This window comes from Paenibacillus sp. YN15 (assembly GCF_003285005.1).
Lineage (GTDB): Bacteria > Bacillota > Bacilli > Paenibacillales > NBRC-103111 > Paenibacillus_AR.
This window is the reverse complement of sequence record NZ_QMFA01000040.1, coordinates 1-18,745: the sequence shown is the minus strand read 5'-3', so window position 1 is coordinate 18,745 and position 18,745 is coordinate 1. Positions and strand designations below refer to the sequence as shown.

Below are 18,745 nucleotides of genomic sequence, written 5' to 3'. Positions count from 1 at the left end.
CGTGTAGAATCACCGTATACCGGGTTTCTTACGCAGACCCAAAAGCGGCGCAATGGCCGCTTTCGGCTTCCGTCTTTGCGTTCATCATTGCTTATTGTACGGCTTACTTGTACCAGCGCTGCATAAGTTGGGCCATATCCTGTGAAAAATGGTTCAAAATGCCGATTACTTTCCCATATTCCATTCGGGTCGGCCCCAGAATGCCGATGGTGCCAAGGGTCTTGCCGTCCACGGCATAGGTGGCTGTAATCAGGCTGCAATTATTGATGGCGGCTATAGTATTCTCGCTGCCGATCCGCACCTGCAGTCCCTCCGGTGCGGAGCCGATAATCTTGAACAGCGTAGGCGTCTCCTCCAGCAGGTCAAGGAAGCTCTTCACCCGCTCCACATCCTTAAACTCCGGCTGCACCAACAGATTGGTGGAGCCCGCCAGGAAAATCCGGTCCTGCTTGTCGCTGACCACGACTTCCTCGAATACCTGCAGCAGATCATCGTAGCCGCTGACATGCTTGGAGAGCTCCTCGCTGATCTCCGTATAAATCTTGGAGCGGAGCTGAAACAGCGGGACGCCCTTGAGACGTTCGTTCAGGATGCGGACAAACTTCTCAATCTCCTCCATACGCACGCCGGGCGGAATGCGGAACACCTTGTTTTCCACCTGGCCGGTGCTGGTGACGATAATCGCCACGGCACTGGCCTCATCCAGCGGCACCACTTGCAGCATCCGCAAGGTTGTATTAAAAACCTCCGGTCCCAAAACAATGGAGGTATAGTTGGTCAAGCCGGACAGCATGGTGGCCACCTGCTGGATCACCTGCTCCATCTCCTGCAGTCTTTCGGCAAAAAAGGTTTTCATCAGGTTCAAATCCGGCCGGGTGAGGGCTCCTTGGGTCAACAGATGGTCCACATAATAGCGGTACCCCTTCTCCGAAGGAATCCGCCCTGCCGAGGTATGGGGCTGCTCCAGATAGCCCAATTCCTCCAGATCGGACATTTCGTTGCGGATGGTGGCGGGACTGAAGGCCACACCTCCCCGTTTGGAAATGCTGCGGGAGCCTACCGGCTCAGCCGAACGGATATAATCATCTACAATTGCGCTCAAAATCATCTTCTGGCGTTCCGATAACATCCTTGCCCGACCTCCCCTTTAACCTCCCGTCCGCGGGAACGGGGTATCCATGTTTTCTGCGAATCGTTAGCACTCATTCGAGACGAGTGCTAACCGTTATTACAAAAATATCAAAGAAAAACGCCTGTGTCAAGTGATCACAGGCGTCTTTGGACAGCTATTTCATCGCAGCAATGCTGCTTTTTGCAATGGATGCAGTCTCTCCAGACCTTCTCCGGAAAAATCTCCTTGGGCACTACCTCGAAGCCGTTCTTCTCGAAGAACTTCACCTCGTAGGTCAGCGCCATTATGGTGGGGATTCCCTGCCGGGACGCTTCCTCCACCAGCATTCCCACAATCAGGGAGCCGATTCCCTGGCCCTTGAAGCCTTCCGTCATGCCCAGGGAGCGGATCTCCACCAGATCCTTGCCCAGCTTGCTTAAGGAGCCGCAGCCGATGAGCTTGCCGTCCGCCTCCGCGATCACGAAGGTGTCGATGATGGCCCGCAGGGTTTCCCGGGTCCGGTACAGCATAATCCCCTTCTCCGCATATCCCTTGATTAACGTGTACAGGGCTTCAACGTCACTTTCCGCCGCCCTTCTGCAGGTTACCGCCATGGTTGCCATCAACATCCCACCCCTATCTTTGATATGAATAAATATACAACATGACGTATAATGTTACAAGCAAAATTTATGCAGTGAGATGCCCGATGAACGCTCCGAACACCACATTGCCGTACATGACGGCATGTTGGGGCAGCTTGTAGCCCTCCGCGGTTTTGTCCAGCAGCTTGTCCGCCATAAGCTTCTCCAGCACCGGGCCGAAGGCCTCTTCCATGGAAGTCCCGAATTGCCTCCTGAAATCTTCCCCCCGCACTCCCTCCAAAAGCCGCAGGCCTACCATCATAAAGTCCTCCATGGCCTCCTCCCGGGCAACCGGGTCCGTGGTGAGCCGCGGCAGGCCGGATTTGCAGGCTTCAATATAGGGGCGGATTCCCTTCAGGTTCATGTGCCGCTCCCGGTTGGCATAACCGTGGGCTCCCGCGCCCAGTCCGTAGTAGGCCCGGTTCCGCCAGTACATGGAGTTGTGGCGGCTTTCAAAGCCAGGCTTGGCAAAATTGCTGATTTCGTATTGCCGGAAGCCCTCCTGCTCCAGCCGGCGCATAATGAGCCGGAACATCTCCGCCTCCGTCTCCTCCTCGGGAAGCAGCAACTGGTTTTTCATATAGAGGTTATGAAACAGGGTATTCTCCTCCACCTTCAGCCCGTAGATGGAATAATGCTGAAGCGACAGCGCCAAGGCCTTGTCCAGGGTATCCTCCAGCATGGGGAGGGTCTGGCCCGGCAGGCCGAACATCAGGTCGATGGTGAGATTGCGGAAGCCTGCCTGCTGTGCATATTCCAGGCTCCGGTATACATCCTCTGTCTGATGAATCCGGCCGATGCCGGACAGAAGACCGTTGTCGAAGGACTGGACGCCGAAGCTTACCCGGTTGACGCCCCCCTCCTTCATAACCGCCAGCTTGTCGGGATCGGTGGTGCCGGGATTTGCCTCCATGGTAAACTCTATGTCTTCGGCCCAATGGGGAAAATAATCCCGGGTCATCCGCAGGAAACGCTCCATCTGCGGGGGCGTAAGCACCGTAGGCGTGCCGCCTCCCACGAAGATGGTCTCCACCCGGGCGGGCGGCAGAAGCGATACGGTCCGCTCCATCTCCCGCTCCAGGGCATCCAGATATTCATCCACCGGCTGTCCCTTCACTACATAGGAGGTAAAGTCGCAGTAATGGCATTTGTTCGAACAGAATGGGATATGAATATACACCGCCGTCGGCGGGTCCAACCGATAGTCCGTCATAAGCGGCTCCTTCCTGTATCGCAGGATATATTCTTCCAGAGTTGAGTGAGGGAGTCCTTGCGGGGCCTCTCCCGACCGCCGGTGGCCTATACATGGGTCTTATCGCTGGTTTCCACGCTGTAAGTGCACAGTACCAGCTTACTCATCCTCCAAAAGTGCATCTATTTCGCCAACCTTCAGCTATCCCGCTTGTCCATCCTGCAAGAGTGCAGTTATTTCTGTGTTTGAGCGGCCTGAAGGGTGCATAGTTGAATATTTAACTGCACTTTTGCAGGGAAACCGGGCCAAACCGCCCTTTTCCCTGAAAATAACTGCACTTTTGCATTTGGGCCGCGGCGGCCGGAGTATCTCTGCCAGCCTCGGTGCGCCGCTAACAAAAACAGCAGCCATTGTCGGAAATGGCTACTGTCTGATCCTTTACTCGTCGATTTTCAGCACGGCCATAAAAGCCTCTTGGGGAACCTCTACGCTGCCCACCTGCTTCATGCGCTTCTTGCCTTCCTTCTGCTTCTCCAGGAGCTTCCGCTTCCGGGAGATGTCGCCGCCGTAGCACTTGGCAAGCACGTTTTTCCGCATGGCCTTGATGGTTTCCCGGGAAATAATCTTCTGCCCGATAGCCGCCTGAATCGGCACCTCAAACATCTGCTGGGGAATAATCTCCTTGAGCTTTTCGCAAATCACCTTGCCCCGCTGGTAAGCCCGGTCGCGGTGGACAATGACGGACAAGGCGTCCACCTGCTCGCTGTTTAAGAGAATATCCATTTTGACCAGATTGGACTGCTTGTAGCCGGACATCTCGTAGTCGAAGGAGGCGTAGCCCCGGGTGTTGGACTTCAACTGGTCGAAAAAGTCGTATACAATCTCGGACAGCGGCATTTCGTAGGTCAGCGTAACCCGGTTGGCGTCCAGATACTCCATATTCACAAAGTCGCCGCGTTTGTTCTGGCACAGCTCCATCACCACGCCCACATAATCCTTGGGCACAATAATCGCCGCCTTCACATACGGCTCCTCGACAAAGTTGATTTTGCCCACCTCCGGATAGTTGGAGGGGTTGTCGATGGTCATGACCTCGCCGTTGGTCAGGGTCACCTTGAACACGACGCTGGGCGCCGTGGTAATCAGCGGAATATTAAACTCCCGTTCGATCCGCTCCTGAATGATCTCCATGTGCAGGAGTCCCAGGAAGCCGCAGCGGAAGCCAAAGCCCAAGGCGGTGGAGGACTCCGGCTCAAACTTCAGGGAAGCATCGTTTAACACCAGCTTTTCCAGCGCGTCCCGCAGATCGTTGTATTCCGTGGATTCTATTGGGTACAAGCCGCAGTACACCATGGGGTTGATCTTCCGGTAGCCGGGCAAGGGCTCCAAGGCAGGGTTCCTGGCGTCCGTCACCGTATCGCCCACACGGGTATCCTTCACGTTCTTGATGCCGGCCACAATAAAGCCTACATCCCCTACCTGAAGCTCGTCCACAATGCCCATCCGGGGCATAAACGCCCCCACCTCGATAACCTCGAAAACAGCGCCTGTAGCCATAAACTTGATTTTGGAGCCGGAGCGGATGGACCCGTCCACCACCCGCACATAGACGATAACCCCTTTGTACGGATCATAGTGGGAGTCGAAAATCAGCGCCTTCAAGGGCTGCTCCGGGTCGCCTGTAGGCGCCGGCACACTGCGCACCACCTGCTCCAGAATCTCCTTGATGCCGATGCCCGCCTTGGCGGATGCCAGCACCGCCCCGCTGCAATCCAGGCCGATCACATCCTCGATCTCCTGCTTCACCCGTTCCGGTTCGGCGCTGGGCAAATCGATTTTGTTGATCACCGGAATGATCTCCAGGTTGTTGTCCAACGCCAGATAAACGTTGGCCAGCGTCTGGGCTTCAATACCCTGGGCGGCGTCCACCACCAAAAGCGCGCCTTCGCAGGCCGCCAGACTCCGGGATACCTCGTAGGTGAAATCCACGTGGCCCGGGGTGTCGATCAGGTTCAGGATATACTGCTCCCCGTCGTCCGCCTGGTATTGCAGACGGACCGCCTGAAGCTTGATGGTAATGCCCCGTTCCCGCTCCAGATCCATTTTGTCCAGCACCTGCTCCTGCATTTCCCGCTGGGAGAGCGCCCCTGTATATTCAAGTATCCGATCCGCCAACGTGGACTTGCCGTGGTCAATGTGGGCGATAATCGAAAAATTGCGGATTTTTTTCTGCCTAGCCTGTACGTCCTTCATGTGTCCCTCCCGAGTAAAAACAACTGAACAATAGATCAATTATAGCAGTTAGGAGGGGCCGCATCAATGGAGGCTGCGGGCTTTAGGGTGATGGATCAGGAAATCAGCGCGTTGAAAATGGAAACGACCAGACTCATCAGCCCTTTGGCCAGATTGTGCAGGGCATCCCCCAGGCGGTTGGACAGATGGTTCATGAAGGACTCCTTGACCTTCACCCGGGGTGCGGCTTGCGCCTGATCCGTGGCTTCGGAGCTTTTGGCCCCTGCCGGAACAGCCCCGTTTTTCGCTGCAGAGGCGGCTTGCGGGCTTGCCTTGGCTGCCGCCGGGACGGCTTGCCGGCTGTTGGCGGAGGCCGTCTTCGCCGGTGCGGACGCCGCCGGTTTGAGGGTGGCCGCAGGCGGCTCCGCCGCGGGAACAGCGCTGCTCCGGCTCACCAGGTCAATGCCGAAAAACAAACAGAACCCCAGTACAAATATGGTCAACAGCACCCTGCCCGGGCGGATTCTTCCCATACATGCTCCCCCTTGCCCTTCTGTTCTCTTAGCTCCGGTTGCTCGAAGCGGCCGGCGCATCCACCTTGGCCGCATCCCAGTACATATCCGCAATGACCTCTGCCAGCACTCCCGCTGTCCGTTTGCATTCCTCCAGGGTGTTGTATACGCCGCCGATCTCAATGAGAACACTGTTGGGGGACAGGGACTGGTTATATTCCGCGTTGCCGTCATGGGCTTCTTTGGCCCAGATTCCCCGGGACAGGCCGGGAAGCTTCTTTTCCAGCTTCTCCTGGATTTGCGAGGCGAATTTTTCGTTCTGCTGCCATTTGGGATTTTTCTGGCCCAGAATCAGGAACACCTTGGCGTAATTTTTCCCGTCCACGGTCAGGGTGGATTTCTCCTTGGAGGAGTCATCCCGGTGAAGATCAAACACAAACTGGATTTCCGGATTGGCGGCAAAAGCCTCTTTCACCGTTTTGTTGGAGTATTTATAGGAATAGTACCAATTGTATTTCTCTACGCTGCTGGCGTAGTCAGTGGCATAATGGACAGCTCCCACACCCTTGTCCTCCAGACGGTCGGCCAGCTCTTTGCCTACCAGAGTAATGTTCAGCTTGGCGTCCTGGGCCAGGTTGGCGTCCTTGGCGGACAACCCCAGCTCCGGCACCCAGGATTCCCGGTTATGGGAGTGGTAGATCAGGACTACCTTTTTGCCGTCGGTGGTGGGATGGCCGATGGTCGGCTGAGGAGTGGGAGCCGCAGGTGTGGACGGCGCGGCGGGTGAAGCGGAAGGCGCCGTTACCGGCTGGCTATCCTGGCCCCCCGGGCCGCCGGGAGAGCTTCCTTCCGGAGCGGCATTGCCCGGCGGATATTCCAGCGGTCCGGCAATCTGCTGGGAGCCGGGAGGCTTGCGGATCAGGTACGAGGTGTCCAGGCCCATGCCGGGAAGCTCCCGGGCCAGAAGTGTTTTGGGATCACGCGGATTAATATCGGTGACGAACCGGAAGATAAAGCCAAGCACATTTTCCTGGGAAAAGGTAGAGGGGACCTGACGGGTTTCCGCCAGATGCGGCACCTCCAAGCCCAGCATATCCATAAAAAAGCCGTCGGAGACGGATGCAGCCAATCCCTTCATCGAGGAAACGGGAGTCATGCCCAGCCGCTGCTGGCCAAAGCCGATGAACCCTACCAGAACGAAGATCAGAAAGGTGCAGCCTGTCAGCACCAAGTAGGTTTTGCCGAAAAAGCCTGCGGTTTGGGACAGTTTGCGCAATTTGCTCAGATCCAGTGTGAACATCGACCGTTTCATCATCCATTCCTCCATTTGAAGATGGTCTTTTGCGGGGTTGTTTACTTTACTACCAATCTATGAATGGAAATGCGAGAGTAGAACAAAAAAGAAGCCCGCATTTTAAAATGCGAGACTTCTTTGGCAATTTGCTAGATATAGAAGGGGAAATGCGTCAGCTGGCGGCGCTTTCGATGGAGCGGGCAATGGCATCCGGAACGGATTCCAGGTTGGGCAGCTCCAGGAACAGCCCCTTAGGGGTTTCGTTAATTTCCACAATGTTGTACTCCCATTCGGTAATAGCGGGGATGTGAATGCAGTTGATTCCCGCCCTTAGGGCAGGGACAATGTCCGTCCGGATGGAATTGCCGATCATCCAGGTGCGGGAGCGGTCAAACCCGTTTTGCTGAAGGATCTCCTCCAAGGCCTCCGCCGTTTTATGCTGACGCACGAATACGCGGTCTCCGAAAAACCGGTCCAGCTGTACGGCATGGATTTTCTTCTGCTGGTGGGTAACAATGCCGCCTGTATAAAGGTAAAGCTGGTGGCCCGCCGCTTTGAGGCGCTCCAGCGTGGCTTCCATGCCAGGATATGGCTCCACCTGCAGCTCATACACGGATTTGCCCAGTTGGAGCAGCTCTTCTTCCTCCATCACCGAGGTGGCGCGGCCGTACAAATCGGAGAAATAGCGGTACGTATCCACCAGGGAAGCAGGGAAGTGGTCCGTGGAAAAGCCGTGGATATGCACCCCGGCAATATCGATCTCGAGCTGCTTCATTTTAATGGTTTCGTCCGTCAAAGGATAAGCCGCGAACCAGGTCCGCAACAAATCCGAAAACTGCTCCAGTATGATATCAAAATATTTATTGCAGTGAATTAAGGTATCATCCAGATCAAACAGAATGATTTGCGGTTTAGGTTGATTCATAGAGCTCTCCTCCCGTTCTGGCTATAGTCTGGCGCCGCAGAGTCCGGCGCTTCATCTGGCAATGGAACCGGATAAGCATTATGATAGCGCATTTGGGGCGGATTGTAAAAAAAGCTTCTGACCGAAGCAGCTCGGAGGAGCAGGTCCGTCTTTAGCGGAAGCTTTTTATGCCGATCAGCGATGCGAAAGCTCTGTAGTGGGTGCAGTGCTGATGCGGGAAAAAAAGCTTCTGACCGAAGCAGCTCGGAGGAGCGGGTCCGTCTTTAGCGGAAGCTTTTTATGCCGATCAGCGAAGGGGAGGCTCTGTAGTGGGTGCAGTGCTGATGCGAACAATTTCGAGGTGTCCATTACTTATCCGACCTGCGGCAGGGGCCCCGTACTCCCGGTGCTGTATATGATTTTTCGAGTTTAATTTTCGAAAGTAGCCCATTTTAGCCTAATAAGCATGAAATTTCATATATATATCTCTCTTAAACTGGCATAAGCCTGAAATATATATGAAATTTCATATACAATACTCTTCTTGAGCACTTTTCCCGGAATTATAGCTGATTTTTCGAGTACACGCCTCCCCCATCCGCACTCCCCCCTTCGCAACCGACCCAAAAAAGCTTCCGGCCCATGCGCCAACAAAGCGCATCAGCCGGAAGCCCGGCAAACAAATCAGTGGGTATACGCGGCCACGTTATCCGGCTCCACCGCTTCATGCAGGGCGGCGTTCAGACCGCTGGCGATGATATTAGCGATATCCTCGATAAACTGGTCGATCTCCTTGGGGGTTACCAGAAGATCATGCCCCACCGGATTCAGCACCTCTTTCACCAGCTCCAGCCGCTCCTGCTCCTGCAGGTTGTCCAAAAGCCCCATAATTTCCTTGGTGTTGGCGGTTTGCCGGGAAAAGTGATGATGCATCAGATCGATGGCATTGTTGACAATGGTGGAGGCATACACCACCGTAGGCACGCCGATGGCGATCACCGGGACCCCCAGAATCTCCTTGGTCAGCCCTTTGCGCTTATTGCCGATGCCGGAGCCGGGATGAATCCCCGTGTCGGCAATCTGGATGGTGGAGTTAACCCGGTCCAGGGAACGAGAGGCCAGAGCGTCAATGGCGATCACCACATCCGGCTTGGATTTTTCCACAATGCCCTGCACAATTTCGCTGCTTTCAATGCCGGTGGTGCCCAGCACCCCCGGAGCCACGGCGCTGACCTGACGGTAGCCCGGGCTCACATGGTCCGGCATCAGCTCAAAATAATGCCGCGTCACCATGACATTCTCCACCACAATGGGGCCAAGGGCGTCAGGCGTCACATTCCAGTTTCCCAGGCCAATAACCAGCACCTTGGCATCCTTGGCAATGCCCGCATCCGCCAGGAAATCCTCGAACACCTCGGCGAATTTGGATGCAACCCGGTCCTGAAGCTGGGAATCCTGCTGGCGGAGACCGGGTACTTCAATGGTAATATAGTTGCCGGGGAGCTTGCCGATTTGCCGTCCGGCCTCGGCCGTCTCCACCCGGATGCGGGTAATTTTGATCTCGCCGTCTTCCTCCACATGGCTCAGCAAACCTTCTATCCCGTGGACGCCGGCTCCCTTAGAAGCCAAGTCCCGGGCCTCCAGCGCCAGGTCCGCGTGGGATGCCGACAGCAAATCATCGTGCAGCTGCTCCTCCATGTCGAAATCCATTGTCCGTCTGCGCATATCCATGCGTCTCTCCATTGATTCCGCTCCCTTCTCGAAGATTGCCGCTATAGTTTGCCAACAAAACCAATGGGTTATGCGCCCCTCAAATGGAAAGGAAACATGAGATTTTCCATGAGCAGGTGCGCCTCGGCTCTTGCATTTTCAAAATTGCCGTGATAGAATGTTTAAAGTTGTCTATAGTTGACGCTGCCCGGAAGGTTCTGCCAATCGGCAAGAACCGGCAGGATGTACAGTAGTTGTAGGAGGTGAACGATATGCCGAATATTAAGTCCGCAATCAAGCGCGTGAAGGTCAGCGAAAAGCGTCGTCTGCAAAACGCTTCCCAAAAATCCGCACTTCGCACCGCGGTCAAGTCCGCAGAGAGTGCTCTGAATAATCAAAACGTTGATTCTGCGAAGGAATTGCTGCTTGCTGCTACCAAGAAGCTGGACAAGGCTGCTACCAAGGGTCTGATCCACAAGAACGCAGCAAACCGCAAAAAGTCCCGTTTGGCCAAAAAGCTGAACGCGTTGACCAAAGCCTAATAACCGATGCCAACAGAGCCCGGAGCGTACATCCATTTGGATGCGCCCCGGGCTTTTGACATTCGCCGGTCCGGCAATAACGAACGCCAGTCCGGCCTGCTACACCGCCAGCTTCAGGATAAACAGCTCCATTCCCAGCGTTTTCTCCACCTTGCCCGTCTTCATGCCGTAATCCAGCTCCGCCAAACTGGAGAGAATGGACGCCAGCTGTTCAAAGCTGAAGCGCCTGGACTGCTCCGAAGCAATCTTGATGCCGTAAGGATGGCCGCCAAGCTGGGAGGCCATCTGCTGCTGGGAATACCCCTGGCGCTCCAGCTCCTTCACCTGCAGCAGCATGCGGAACTGCCGCGTCATCAGCGCGGCAATCTTGATGGGCTCCTCTTTTTTCAGCAGCAGCTCGTGGAACACGGTCATGGCCTTTTCCTTGCGCAGCCGCACAATATGGTCGATGAGCATAAACACATCCTGCTCCGTGGTTCGGGCCACCATGCCGTCCACATCCTCCACGGATACGGTGCCGCCGCTTCCTGCGTACAGCGAGAGCTTTTCCAGCTCGGACCGCAGGGCCTGCAAATCCGTTCCCGCCGACAGCAGCAGCGCCTCTGCCGCTCCCGCCGCAAACCGGAAGGAAAGAGCCTCCGCCTGCCGCTTCACCCATTGAAGCAGATCATCCGCCGAAAGCGGCACAAAGGGCGCCATGCTTCCGTTGTCCTTCAGCAGCTTGACGATTTTTTTGCGCTCATCCAGCTTGTCCGCATCCACCGTCAGAATCAGAACGGAAAAATCGACGGGAGCCTTCATATAATCCAGAAGCTTTTCCGGCCGGTGCTCCACCTTGGCATTCTCCTTGGCGCCGGTCAGAAAGGCTGCATTGGATGCCAGAATCACCTTGCGCTCCGCCATAAACGGCATGGTTTGGGCATCCTCCAGCACATCGTCCAAGGAAGTTTCAGTGAGATCATATTTGGTTACTGCAAACTCCCGCACATCCTCAGGCACACATTTGCGAAGCACATAATCAATAAATTCCCGCATCCGGTATTTTTCCGGACCATAGCAAATATAGAGCGGCCGGACCGTTCCCTTGTCCAGCTCTTTTATCCATGTTCTGGCATCCATCTCTCAACACCCCGGTTACCATCTTACCAAACCCCCATCCAAAAAACAAAAAGACAATGCGCAAAAAAGAAACGCTTTGTCTTTTTGTTCCGGCAACCAAAAAGCGGTATATGTGAACGCCGGGGCAAAGGCTCTAGAAACCTCCGCCCGGGCGGCATACCCTTAAAGCCGATTCATTGGGTTACGATTCTATTCTATGCTTGCGGAACAAAACTTGTTCCGGTTAAATTTCGGCTTATTTCTTCCATTCTTTCCCTTTGGCTGCGGAAATCACATAGACGGTCTCCGTACCGGAAACAGTTCGGACGGTGTACGAGAAGGTATGCGCATCCGTCCATTCTCCAAATCTTACCTGAACCTCCGGTCCAAGATGGATGGACGAGACAAATACAGACGCACCGTCCTTGTTGGTAATGGTCACTTTTCCGTCGGCCACCGATGCCGTGTACAACCCGTCCGGGGAGGTTAGCGGCTCCGGGGCTTCTGCAGCGGCAAGACCTGCCAGCGACTGAACCTCTACCCGCTTGGCGTCGGCATCCGCAGAAAGGGAGGATGCCGCATCTCCTTGCTCCGGCTCCGGGGCTGTCTCGCCGGCACCGGCCTGATCCGCTATTGTAAGGGAGAAGCGCTTTTCATCCGAAGTTTCACCAGGCAAACTTTCCGGTACGGAATCAGCCGCCTCCGGATTGCCCGCCACCTGCTCCTGCTTGACCTCTGAAGGCTCGGAAGCGGCTCCGTAGGCTGTTCCCCGGTCCTCAGCCGCAGACTGCTGCTGCATCTGGCCAAACTGATCCTTCATATAGGAATCCGCGGGAGAAGCCATGGTTACCCTTCCCGAAAGGTCCTTCGGCTCCGTACCCGCCTCCGGGGATGGTTCAGGCATCGCCGACGGAGCCGCTTTTACCGCCTCCGTTTGGGTGGGAACCACCGCGGAATTATGAGCGCCCCCCGCCTCTGAAGGCGGAGCCTCCTTATTATTTATTCCGGAGGATTCCTCCGCACCGGAGGCAGCCTGGGGTGCGCCCATCCGGCTCTCCAGCGCTACGCTCTCCGAAGCGGTTTTGTTCAGGTTAAGGTTGTCCTGATTGGACAAGAGCAGGCCGATTACAATGCCAGCCGCGGCCACCCCGGAAAAAATCCTCCAGGAAATCAAACCGCGCCTGCTGCGGCGGACCGGCGCCTCTGGAAGCGCAACAACCTGCTCCTTGGCCGCGGCAGAGGTCTCGGGTCCTTCTGCGGAGTCAACGCTCCACAGCGGCATCTCCTCCAGCTGCGGCAGAATGGCATCCACAATACTATAAGCGGGCTTCACCTTGGGAAGCTGGGCCAATTCCTCGTGGAGCAGCTTCAGCCGGACATACAGGTCGGAACAGCCGGGGCATTGCTTGAGATGAGCCAGCATGGCCCGCTCTTCTTCGGCTGTCAAGTCCTGATCCAGGCTTTGTTGCATCAGATTCATCATCTCCTCGCATTTCATCCCCGCACCCCTCCTTTCTGATATTCCTGCAGCATGCCCTGAAGCTGGTGTCTGGCCCGAAACAGGTACGACTTCACTGTGTTGATGGGAAGATTAAGGGTATCGGCAATCTCATTGTACGAAAAATCATTCAAATAACGGAGCACCACCACAGCCCTGTGATGCTCGGGCAGCTTTTCGATGGCCGCGTGAATGTCTCTGGCCGCGTCCTTGCGGAGAACGGCGGATTCCACGTCCTGCTCGGAGGCAAACACCATCTCATGCTCGTCGATGGACACCGAGGGTTTGGTCCTTCTGAACTTGTCGATACAGATGTTGGTGACAATCCGCTGCACCCAGGTTTTGAACAACGCCTTCTCCTCGTATGATGTAATTTTGGTATAAATCCGGATAAGTGCTTCCTGGGAGGCATCCATCGCATCCTGCTCATTGCCCAGAATGTAATAAGCCGTCCTGTATACATGTGATTCAATATCTCGCAAAAGGGCAATTAAGGCCTCACGGTCCCCTGCTTGCGCAGCCTTAATGGTTTCAATCGATACCACGGGAACCCCCTTTCTTGCAACCTTATAAACGGTCCAGGCTGCAGAAATGTTGCATTGCACTCAAGAAAAGTTTATACGCCGGTATTGGTTAAAAGTTCCGTACACCGTTTATTGTATTTGACGGCGCTTTCCTTCAATATGTTCATTTTATAGCAAAATGGCGTTTACTTCATCCCCCAATCCAAACTTTCTACTATTTTCCATGCCCCTCCGCAAGCTTCGTCCGCACAAACAAGCCTTCATCGCGCACGGAAAACTCCACCTCGCCCTGGCGGTCCGTCCGATAAACTCCCGCGCCCGATTCTGTCAGCCGCTCCAAGGCATAAGGGCTGGGGTGGCCGTAGACATTGTTTTTGCCTGCAGAGATCACCGCCAGCCTTGGGCTCCAGTACCACAGCCAATCTCCCGAGGAAGAATACCGGCTGCCATGATGGGCAATCTTCATCACATCCAGCGGAGAAGCATTTCCTGCATCGGACAGCTCGTCAAGCAGCCGCCTCTCTTGGTTTTCCCCGATATCGCCGGTAAATAAGAAGCGCCTCCCCTTCATAGTCAGCAGCATAACCACAGATTCATCATTTTGCTCCTCGAGAAGCCGCACCTGGGTTCCCCCTTCTTCAGGGAGCGGGGCCAGCACCTTCCAAACAGCCGATTTTCCGGTAGTAAATTCGTCTCCTTGCTGCACCGGGATCAGCGGAATGCCCAGACTTACTGCCGTCTGAAACAGCTTCACCGCGCCGGGGCTGGATTTCAACGTTCCGTTGAACAAAATCCGGCCCACTGGAATTTCCTCCAGCACCGCCTGTAGACCGCCGATGTGGTCGGTATCCTGATGGGAGATAATGAGGGTGTCCAGCTTGTGCACTCCGCGTTTTTTGAGCAGCGGAACCACCGTTTTCCGGCCCACCTCAAAAGGGTCCTGCCGTTCCTTCCATTCCTCCCCGGCTTTGCGGAACGATATGGTGCCGCCGCCGTCGATCAGGATATGCTTTCCTTCCGATGTCCGCACCCAGGCGCAATCCCCCTGTCCCACATCCAAAAAAGAGACAGTTCCCATTCCCCGTTCCGTAAACAGGGTCGGGGCATAGCCATACAGAAGGCAGCCTGTCCAAAGTGCGGAGGCAAGCACCGTCATCCTTATGCATCTGCGGCGGAAGCCCGCTCCATCCGGCACCAGGAAAATCCGCTGCCGGTTCAGCTCTCCGTGCTGCTTCAGCACTCCCGCCTGCAGAACCAGCCAGACCAGCAGCATATAATAGGCCGCTATCCACAGGAAGGAGGGTGTGGGCCAACTGAGATGCATCGACGGAAGCCTCTCCGATAAATCTATCGTATAGAATGTGAAGCGATTCAATAGGGAAACAAGTACCGCCGCCGCTTTTGCCGCCCAGGGCCACACAAAGGACAGCAGCAAAACCCCATAGCCCAGCGGAGTCACCACGAAGCTGATCAACGGCACCAGCAGCAGATTGGCAGGCAGAGAAAGCAGGGAAAATTGGTTAAAGTAATATACTGAAATAGGGAATGATACCAGCTGCGCTGTCAGGGCGACGGACAGGCTGCTTTTCCAAAGGGGATGAATGCCCGGGATGAGTCTGGTTATGGCGGGAACCCCTGCCAATAAACCGGCAGTTACCAGAAAGGACAGCTGAAAGCCCACATCGGTAATGTACAGCGGGTTCCACACCAGCATCCCCAATAAAGCCAGAGCCAGGAGGGATAATCCGTCCTTGAGCCAGCCTTTGCCCGCTGCATACAATCCCGCCATAGCTGTCAAGCCGGAGCGCACCACCGAAGGCGAAGATCCGGTAAACACCACATATAGAGGGATGGTCCAAAAGCCGATCCGCGCCGCCATTTCCTTGGTTACGCCCAAACGGCGGCACAAGGCCGTGACCGCCCAGAGGAAAACGCCCACATGCAGTCCGGAGATCGCCAGAATATGGGTTAGGCCCAAGCGGGAAAAATTCCGGAAGCGCTCCGGGTCCAGGTCCTCGCGGATGCCGATCAAAAGCCCCTTCATATAACCCGCCTCTTCCCCGGGAAAAAGCTCCGCCAACCGGCTGCCCGCTCCCTCCCGCAGACTGTCGTTCCAGCGCAGGAGCCGGGCGGCGTCCCATTTGCCGGGCGGGGATAGCTCGATGGCGGAGGCGCCTTTGACGGTGACCATCCAATGTACATCCTTCTTCCGCAAATATTCGCGGAAATCGAAGCCCCCGAAATTTCTGGCGGGCTCAGGCATTTTGACCGTTCCCGTCAACCGGATGCGGTCCCCTCTTCTCCAGCCTGCGGCCACCTTCTGCTCTGGTTGCTCCTGCAGGCGGACCGTCACGTAAACCAGCTCTCCTCCGGCCCTGACCGCTTCGCCATCCGTCCATATCCATTCCTCCGTCCGCACATAAAACACTGCCCTGTCTCCGTCCACCTCCACAGGGGTATCCAGCCGTCCGGCCAGCTCGGCTCCCGCTTCGTCCGCAGCCGCGTTCCAGCCGGTTGACGGAGACACCACCGAACTGGACAGCCGCGCATCCGCCCAGGCGTAATAACTATTGCCCGCCAACAGCGCGGCGCTTAGCCATAGGACCTGCATGGCCGTCTTCCGGCGGCCGGCCAACACCGCAAGCATCCATATGGCCGCTATGACGGCCCATCCCCAAAACAACGGCCGGTAACCGGCCGCCGCCAGCCCGGCTCCCGCCGCAAACACGGCCGCGGTTTGAATCGCTGTCCTGCTCATGGTTTCTCCTCCCTTAACTGATAAATCCCCCCATAATTGACGCTTTGCTCCGATGCTTATTCCGATGCACAACTCAACAAAAAAGCACCCTGCCGCGCTGGACTGGCGCAGCAGGGTGCTTCCCCGCTTCATCGAATGCTCTGTTAGTTTTGAACCGGCTCCACACATCCGCTGGGGGGCTCGTAGGCTTCCAAACGGCGGAATACCAGCCCCCGCTCCTGCAGCAGCTTGGCCACCTTGGCCGTATCCTTGGGATAAGGGCGGTGGAACACAATCTCCTTGACGCCGCTGTTGGCCAGCATGTTGGCGCAGGTCCAGCACGGTTCGTCCGTGACATAAACGGTTGATCCCTCCCGGTCCTTGCGGTCCGTAAAGAGGATCAGATTCTGCTCGGCGTGGATGGTGCGGATGCAGCGCTGCTTTTTAACCAGCTCCTCCTTGCCGTCCACTATCCGGGCTTCAAATTCCTCAACAATCATACAGCCTGCTTCGCCGCAATCGGCCACTCCCATAGGCGCCCCGTTATAGGCGCTGCCCAATAGCTTTTTGCCTTGAACCAGCACGGCTCCCACATGCCGTCTGGAGCATTGGGAGCGGGTGGAGGCCATATAGGCGATGTCCATAAAATAGGTATCCCAATCCTTGCGAATGCTCATGGTTGTGCGGCTATGCCGCCCTCGCTTTCCCGGCGTGACACGAAGGCTCCGTGTCTCCGATGATTATGGCCTACATTATATCATCGGCGCCAACATTCGCCAATGGGGCGTTCCGGTTGCCTTCCCCGTCACCTAATTTCTTCCAAACACACTCTAAGGCGCAGCCGAAGCCGTAATCCGGTCCTTTAAGCCATCATAGGTTTTCTGACCGATGCCCTTCACCTTCTTCAGCTCCTCCGGGGTGCGAAAAGGACCATTCGCCTGTCTGTAAGCCACAATTGCCTGGGCTTTGCCCGGTCCGATGCCGGGCAGCTCATCCAAGCGGGAGGCCGACGCCGTATTGATATCGATCAGGCCGTTTTTGGCAGGCGCTGCCGCTTGAGGCTTTCCGGTCGACGCAGCAGGCGTCGCGGCTTCCCCCGGCGGGGCTGTTGCCGCCGGAGCGGCAGACGGGACTGCCGCAGTCTGCCCGGGCGGGGAGGGCGAAGCCGCGGCGGCCTTATCCTGACCGGACGCGGACAGCAAGGATTGCATCTCCTGATTCACCCCGGTCCATTCCGATGCCAAACGCTCCTCCACTCCCTTGCGTACAAACCCGAAGCCCGCCGCCCCCAGCAGCAGCGCCACAAACACAATTTTCTTCCAATGAAGCCGTAGCCAGATTTCCATCCCTTCGCTTCTCCCCCTTTATTGAGCGCGCTCCTGCGTCTGCCGGCGAGGATAAACGCCTGCGGCGTCTTTTGGCGCCGAACGTTTGTCAAGAAGTTGAGCAGCTTCCCCGTTTATACTTTCTGAAACTTCAACAAAAAACCGCCGTCACAAAGCCCTCAGGCTTTGGACGGCGGTGCTTCCGCTCCCATATGCTCAACTGTGCCCATTATAGCGCAAACCGGCAGTTTTCTTCAAGACCATGTTTGTCCGTGCCATTTGCCCCTGTCTTTTGCATAATCGGCAACCTCTGCGCATATACATGCACAAAACGTCCCTATCCACAGCCATAGGGCTCACCTACCCAAAGTGAGGAGGAGGAGTTCATGAAGGTCGGCTTCATTGGAACCGGCAGCATGGGCAGCATTTTGATCGAAGCCCTGATCCAGTCCGGCGCTTTGGCCCCCTCAAGCATGATCGCGGCCAACCGGACCCATGACAAGGTATTGGTCCTGGCCGAAAGGTATCCCGGTCTTCTAGCCGCCCGTTCCAATATAGAAGTGGTGCTGGAAGCGGATCTGATTTTTATCTGCGTCAAACCTGCCGAATACAAGCGGGTGCTGGATGAAATCAGGAAGCTCACCATGCCGGAGCAAATTATCGTCTCCATTACTTCTCCCGTGCTGATCCGCCATCTGGAGGAGCAGCTCAATTGCAAAATCGCCAAAGTCATTCCCAGCATCACCAACTTCGTCCAAAACGGCGCTGCCCTGTGCATGTACGGGGCTCGGATGGAGGAAGCGGATAAAGCGGCATTGGAGCAGCTGTTGGCCCACATCAGCGAACCCATCCGCATCGATGAAAAACACACCCGGATTACCTCCGATTTGTCCAGCTGCGGTCCGGCCTTTTTTGCCCTTCTGCTCCAGCGGTTTGTAGATGCGGCGGCGGTGGAAACCGGCATTCCCTACGAGGAAGCCACACGGATGGCGTCCCGGATGCTGCTGGGCACAGGGCTCTTGCTGACGGAAGGCGGCTTTACGCCGGAAACCCTGCAGAGGAGGGTTGCCGTGCCGGGAGGCATTACAGAGGAGGGCCTCCGGCTCATGGACCATGAGCTGGACAGCATGTTCAACAGGCTGATCCGCATCACCCACGCCAAGTTTTACGAGGACCTGGCCAAGGTGGACGCAGCCTTTCTGAATGCTATCGAATAAGGCAGCCAACAAGCCAAAAGCAATCCATCGAAGGAGGGCGCCGCGCCCTCCTTTTCGTTTGTCCGGTCCCCAAACACAGGTTCTTCATAGCGGAAGCTTATTTCCGCTGATATGAACGAAACCTGTCAAGCGCCGCTATCGCACCTTCGTTTTTGGCATGCTCCAACTAGAGCCTGTCAAAGTCCTTTTTTGACAGGCGGCTCCT

16 protein-coding genes are annotated in these 18,745 nt (G+C 56.0%); 2 read left to right on the top strand and 14 right to left on the bottom strand.

From position 1 onward, the window contains the following. Window positions 1–103 precede the first annotated feature (103 nt). From hrcA to gpr, 8 genes are all read right to left on the bottom strand, one after another. Window positions 104–1,129, bottom strand: coding sequence for a heat-inducible transcriptional repressor HrcA (gene hrcA / locus DQG13_RS24300; RefSeq protein WP_113022769.1), 1,026 nt, complete (start codon window positions 1,127–1,129; stop codon window positions 104–106). A 137-nt stretch (window positions 1,130–1,266) separates the two neighbouring features. Then, window positions 1,267–1,725, bottom strand: coding sequence for an N-acetyltransferase (locus DQG13_RS24295; protein ID WP_113022801.1), 459 nt, complete (start codon window positions 1,723–1,725; stop codon window positions 1,267–1,269). Window positions 1,726–1,801: 76 nt separating this feature from the next. Then, complete coding sequence (hemW, locus tag DQG13_RS24290; RefSeq protein WP_113022768.1) at window positions 1,802–2,968, bottom strand: radical SAM family heme chaperone HemW; 1,167 nt, start codon at window positions 2,966–2,968, stop codon at window positions 1,802–1,804. A 417-nt stretch (window positions 2,969–3,385) separates the two neighbouring features. Next, window positions 3,386–5,200 carry a translation elongation factor 4 gene (gene lepA / locus DQG13_RS24285; protein WP_113022767.1) on the bottom strand — a complete coding sequence of 605 codons (1,815 nt, stop codon included), beginning with the start codon at window positions 5,198–5,200 and terminating at the stop codon, window positions 3,386–3,388. A gap of 95 nt (window positions 5,201–5,295) precedes the next feature. Further along, the gene (locus tag DQG13_RS24280; RefSeq protein WP_113022766.1) at window positions 5,296–5,712 is read right to left on the bottom strand and encodes a hypothetical protein; all 417 of its coding nucleotides are present in this window, start codon (window positions 5,710–5,712) and stop codon (window positions 5,296–5,298) included. A 28-nt stretch (window positions 5,713–5,740) separates the two neighbouring features. Continuing rightward, window positions 5,741–7,006: a stage II sporulation protein P gene (gene spoIIP, locus DQG13_RS24275; RefSeq protein ID WP_113022765.1), complete on the bottom strand. Its 1,266-nt coding sequence runs from the start codon at window positions 7,004–7,006 to the stop codon at window positions 5,741–5,743. A gap of 151 nt (window positions 7,007–7,157) precedes the next feature. Further along, complete coding sequence (locus tag DQG13_RS24270; protein WP_113022764.1) at window positions 7,158–7,910, bottom strand: HAD family hydrolase; 753 nt, start codon at window positions 7,908–7,910, stop codon at window positions 7,158–7,160. Window positions 7,911–8,573: 663 nt separating this feature from the next. Beyond that, window positions 8,574–9,587, bottom strand: a complete 1,014-nt coding sequence (gpr, locus tag DQG13_RS24265; RefSeq protein WP_113022800.1) for a GPR endopeptidase — start codon at window positions 9,585–9,587, stop codon at window positions 8,574–8,576. Window positions 9,588–9,871: 284 nt separating this feature from the next. Here gpr and rpsT point away from each other — a divergent pair, with 284 nt between their 5' ends. Beyond that, window positions 9,872–10,141, top strand: coding sequence for a 30S ribosomal protein S20 (gene rpsT, locus DQG13_RS24260; protein ID WP_113022763.1), 270 nt, complete (start codon window positions 9,872–9,874; stop codon window positions 10,139–10,141). Window positions 10,142–10,240: 99 nt separating this feature from the next. Here the strand turns inward: rpsT and holA are convergent, their stop codons facing one another. From holA to DQG13_RS30575, 6 genes are all read right to left on the bottom strand, one after another. Then, window positions 10,241–11,260: a DNA polymerase III subunit delta gene (gene holA / locus DQG13_RS24255; RefSeq protein WP_113022762.1), complete on the bottom strand. Its 1,020-nt coding sequence runs from the start codon at window positions 11,258–11,260 to the stop codon at window positions 10,241–10,243. Between the two features lie 235 nt (window positions 11,261–11,495). Next, window positions 11,496–12,737, bottom strand: coding sequence for a zf-HC2 domain-containing protein (locus DQG13_RS24250; protein ID WP_113022761.1), 1,242 nt, complete (start codon window positions 12,735–12,737; stop codon window positions 11,496–11,498). Beyond that, window positions 12,734–13,282 carry an RNA polymerase sigma factor gene (locus tag DQG13_RS24245; protein ID WP_113022760.1) on the bottom strand — a complete coding sequence of 183 codons (549 nt, stop codon included), beginning with the start codon at window positions 13,280–13,282 and terminating at the stop codon, window positions 12,734–12,736. Before DQG13_RS24245 ends, DQG13_RS24250 begins: the two co-directional genes overlap by 4 nt. 193 nt (window positions 13,283–13,475) lie before the next feature. Then, window positions 13,476–16,019, bottom strand: coding sequence for a DNA internalization-related competence protein ComEC/Rec2 (locus DQG13_RS24240; protein ID WP_181592970.1), 2,544 nt, complete (start codon window positions 16,017–16,019; stop codon window positions 13,476–13,478). A gap of 143 nt (window positions 16,020–16,162) precedes the next feature. Further along, a complete protein-coding gene (locus DQG13_RS24235) occupies window positions 16,163–16,675 on the bottom strand; it encodes a deoxycytidylate deaminase (RefSeq protein ID WP_113022758.1) in 513 nt (170 codons plus the stop codon). A 153-nt stretch (window positions 16,676–16,828) separates the two neighbouring features. Continuing rightward, window positions 16,829–17,344, bottom strand: a complete 516-nt coding sequence (locus DQG13_RS30575; RefSeq protein ID WP_181592969.1) for a ComEA family DNA-binding protein — start codon at window positions 17,342–17,344, stop codon at window positions 16,829–16,831. A 365-nt stretch (window positions 17,345–17,709) separates the two neighbouring features. On the opposite strand from DQG13_RS30575, the gene comER reads away from it, so the two are divergent. Beyond that, complete coding sequence (gene comER / locus DQG13_RS24225) at window positions 17,710–18,540, top strand: late competence protein ComER (protein WP_113022757.1); 831 nt, start codon at window positions 17,710–17,712, stop codon at window positions 18,538–18,540. Window positions 18,541–18,745 lie beyond the last annotated feature (205 nt).

Bases quoted from the DNA above. Each gene is read 5' to 3' on its own strand.
- gpr (WP_113022800.1), bottom strand. From the start codon at position 9,587: ATGGAGGAGCAGCTGCACGATGATTTGCTGTCGGCATCCCACGCGGAC.
- DQG13_RS24240 (WP_181592970.1), bottom strand. From the start codon at position 16,019: ATGAGCAGGACAGCGATTCAAACCGCGGCCGTGTTTGCGGCGGGAGCC.
- comER (WP_113022757.1), top strand. From the start codon at position 17,710: ATGAAGGTCGGCTTCATTGGAACCGGCAGCATGGGCAGCATTTTGATC.
- DQG13_RS30575 (WP_181592969.1), bottom strand. From the start codon at position 17,344: ATGGAAATCTGGCTACGGCTTCATTGGAAGAAAATTGTGTTTGTGGCG.
- spoIIP (WP_113022765.1), bottom strand. From the start codon at position 7,006: ATGATGAAACGGTCGATGTTCACACTGGATCTGAGCAAATTGCGCAAA.
- hrcA (WP_113022769.1), bottom strand. From the start codon at position 1,129: ATGTTATCGGAACGCCAGAAGATGATTTTGAGCGCAATTGTAGATGAT.
- DQG13_RS24280 (WP_113022766.1), bottom strand. From the start codon at position 5,712: ATGGGAAGAATCCGCCCGGGCAGGGTGCTGTTGACCATATTTGTACTG.
- hemW (WP_113022768.1), bottom strand. From the start codon at position 2,968: ATGACGGACTATCGGTTGGACCCGCCGACGGCGGTGTATATTCATATC.
- DQG13_RS24295 (WP_113022801.1), bottom strand. From the start codon at position 1,725: ATGGCGGTAACCTGCAGAAGGGCGGCGGAAAGTGACGTTGAAGCCCTG.
- rpsT (WP_113022763.1), top strand. From the start codon at position 9,872: ATGCCGAATATTAAGTCCGCAATCAAGCGCGTGAAGGTCAGCGAAAAG.
- DQG13_RS24270 (WP_113022764.1), bottom strand. From the start codon at position 7,910: ATGAATCAACCTAAACCGCAAATCATTCTGTTTGATCTGGATGATACC.
- DQG13_RS24235 (WP_113022758.1), bottom strand. From the start codon at position 16,675: ATGAGCATTCGCAAGGATTGGGATACCTATTTTATGGACATCGCCTAT.
- lepA (WP_113022767.1), bottom strand. From the start codon at position 5,200: ATGAAGGACGTACAGGCTAGGCAGAAAAAAATCCGCAATTTTTCGATT.
- DQG13_RS24250 (WP_113022761.1), bottom strand. From the start codon at position 12,737: ATGAAATGCGAGGAGATGATGAATCTGATGCAACAAAGCCTGGATCAG.
- holA (WP_113022762.1), bottom strand. From the start codon at position 11,260: ATGGATGCCAGAACATGGATAAAAGAGCTGGACAAGGGAACGGTCCGG.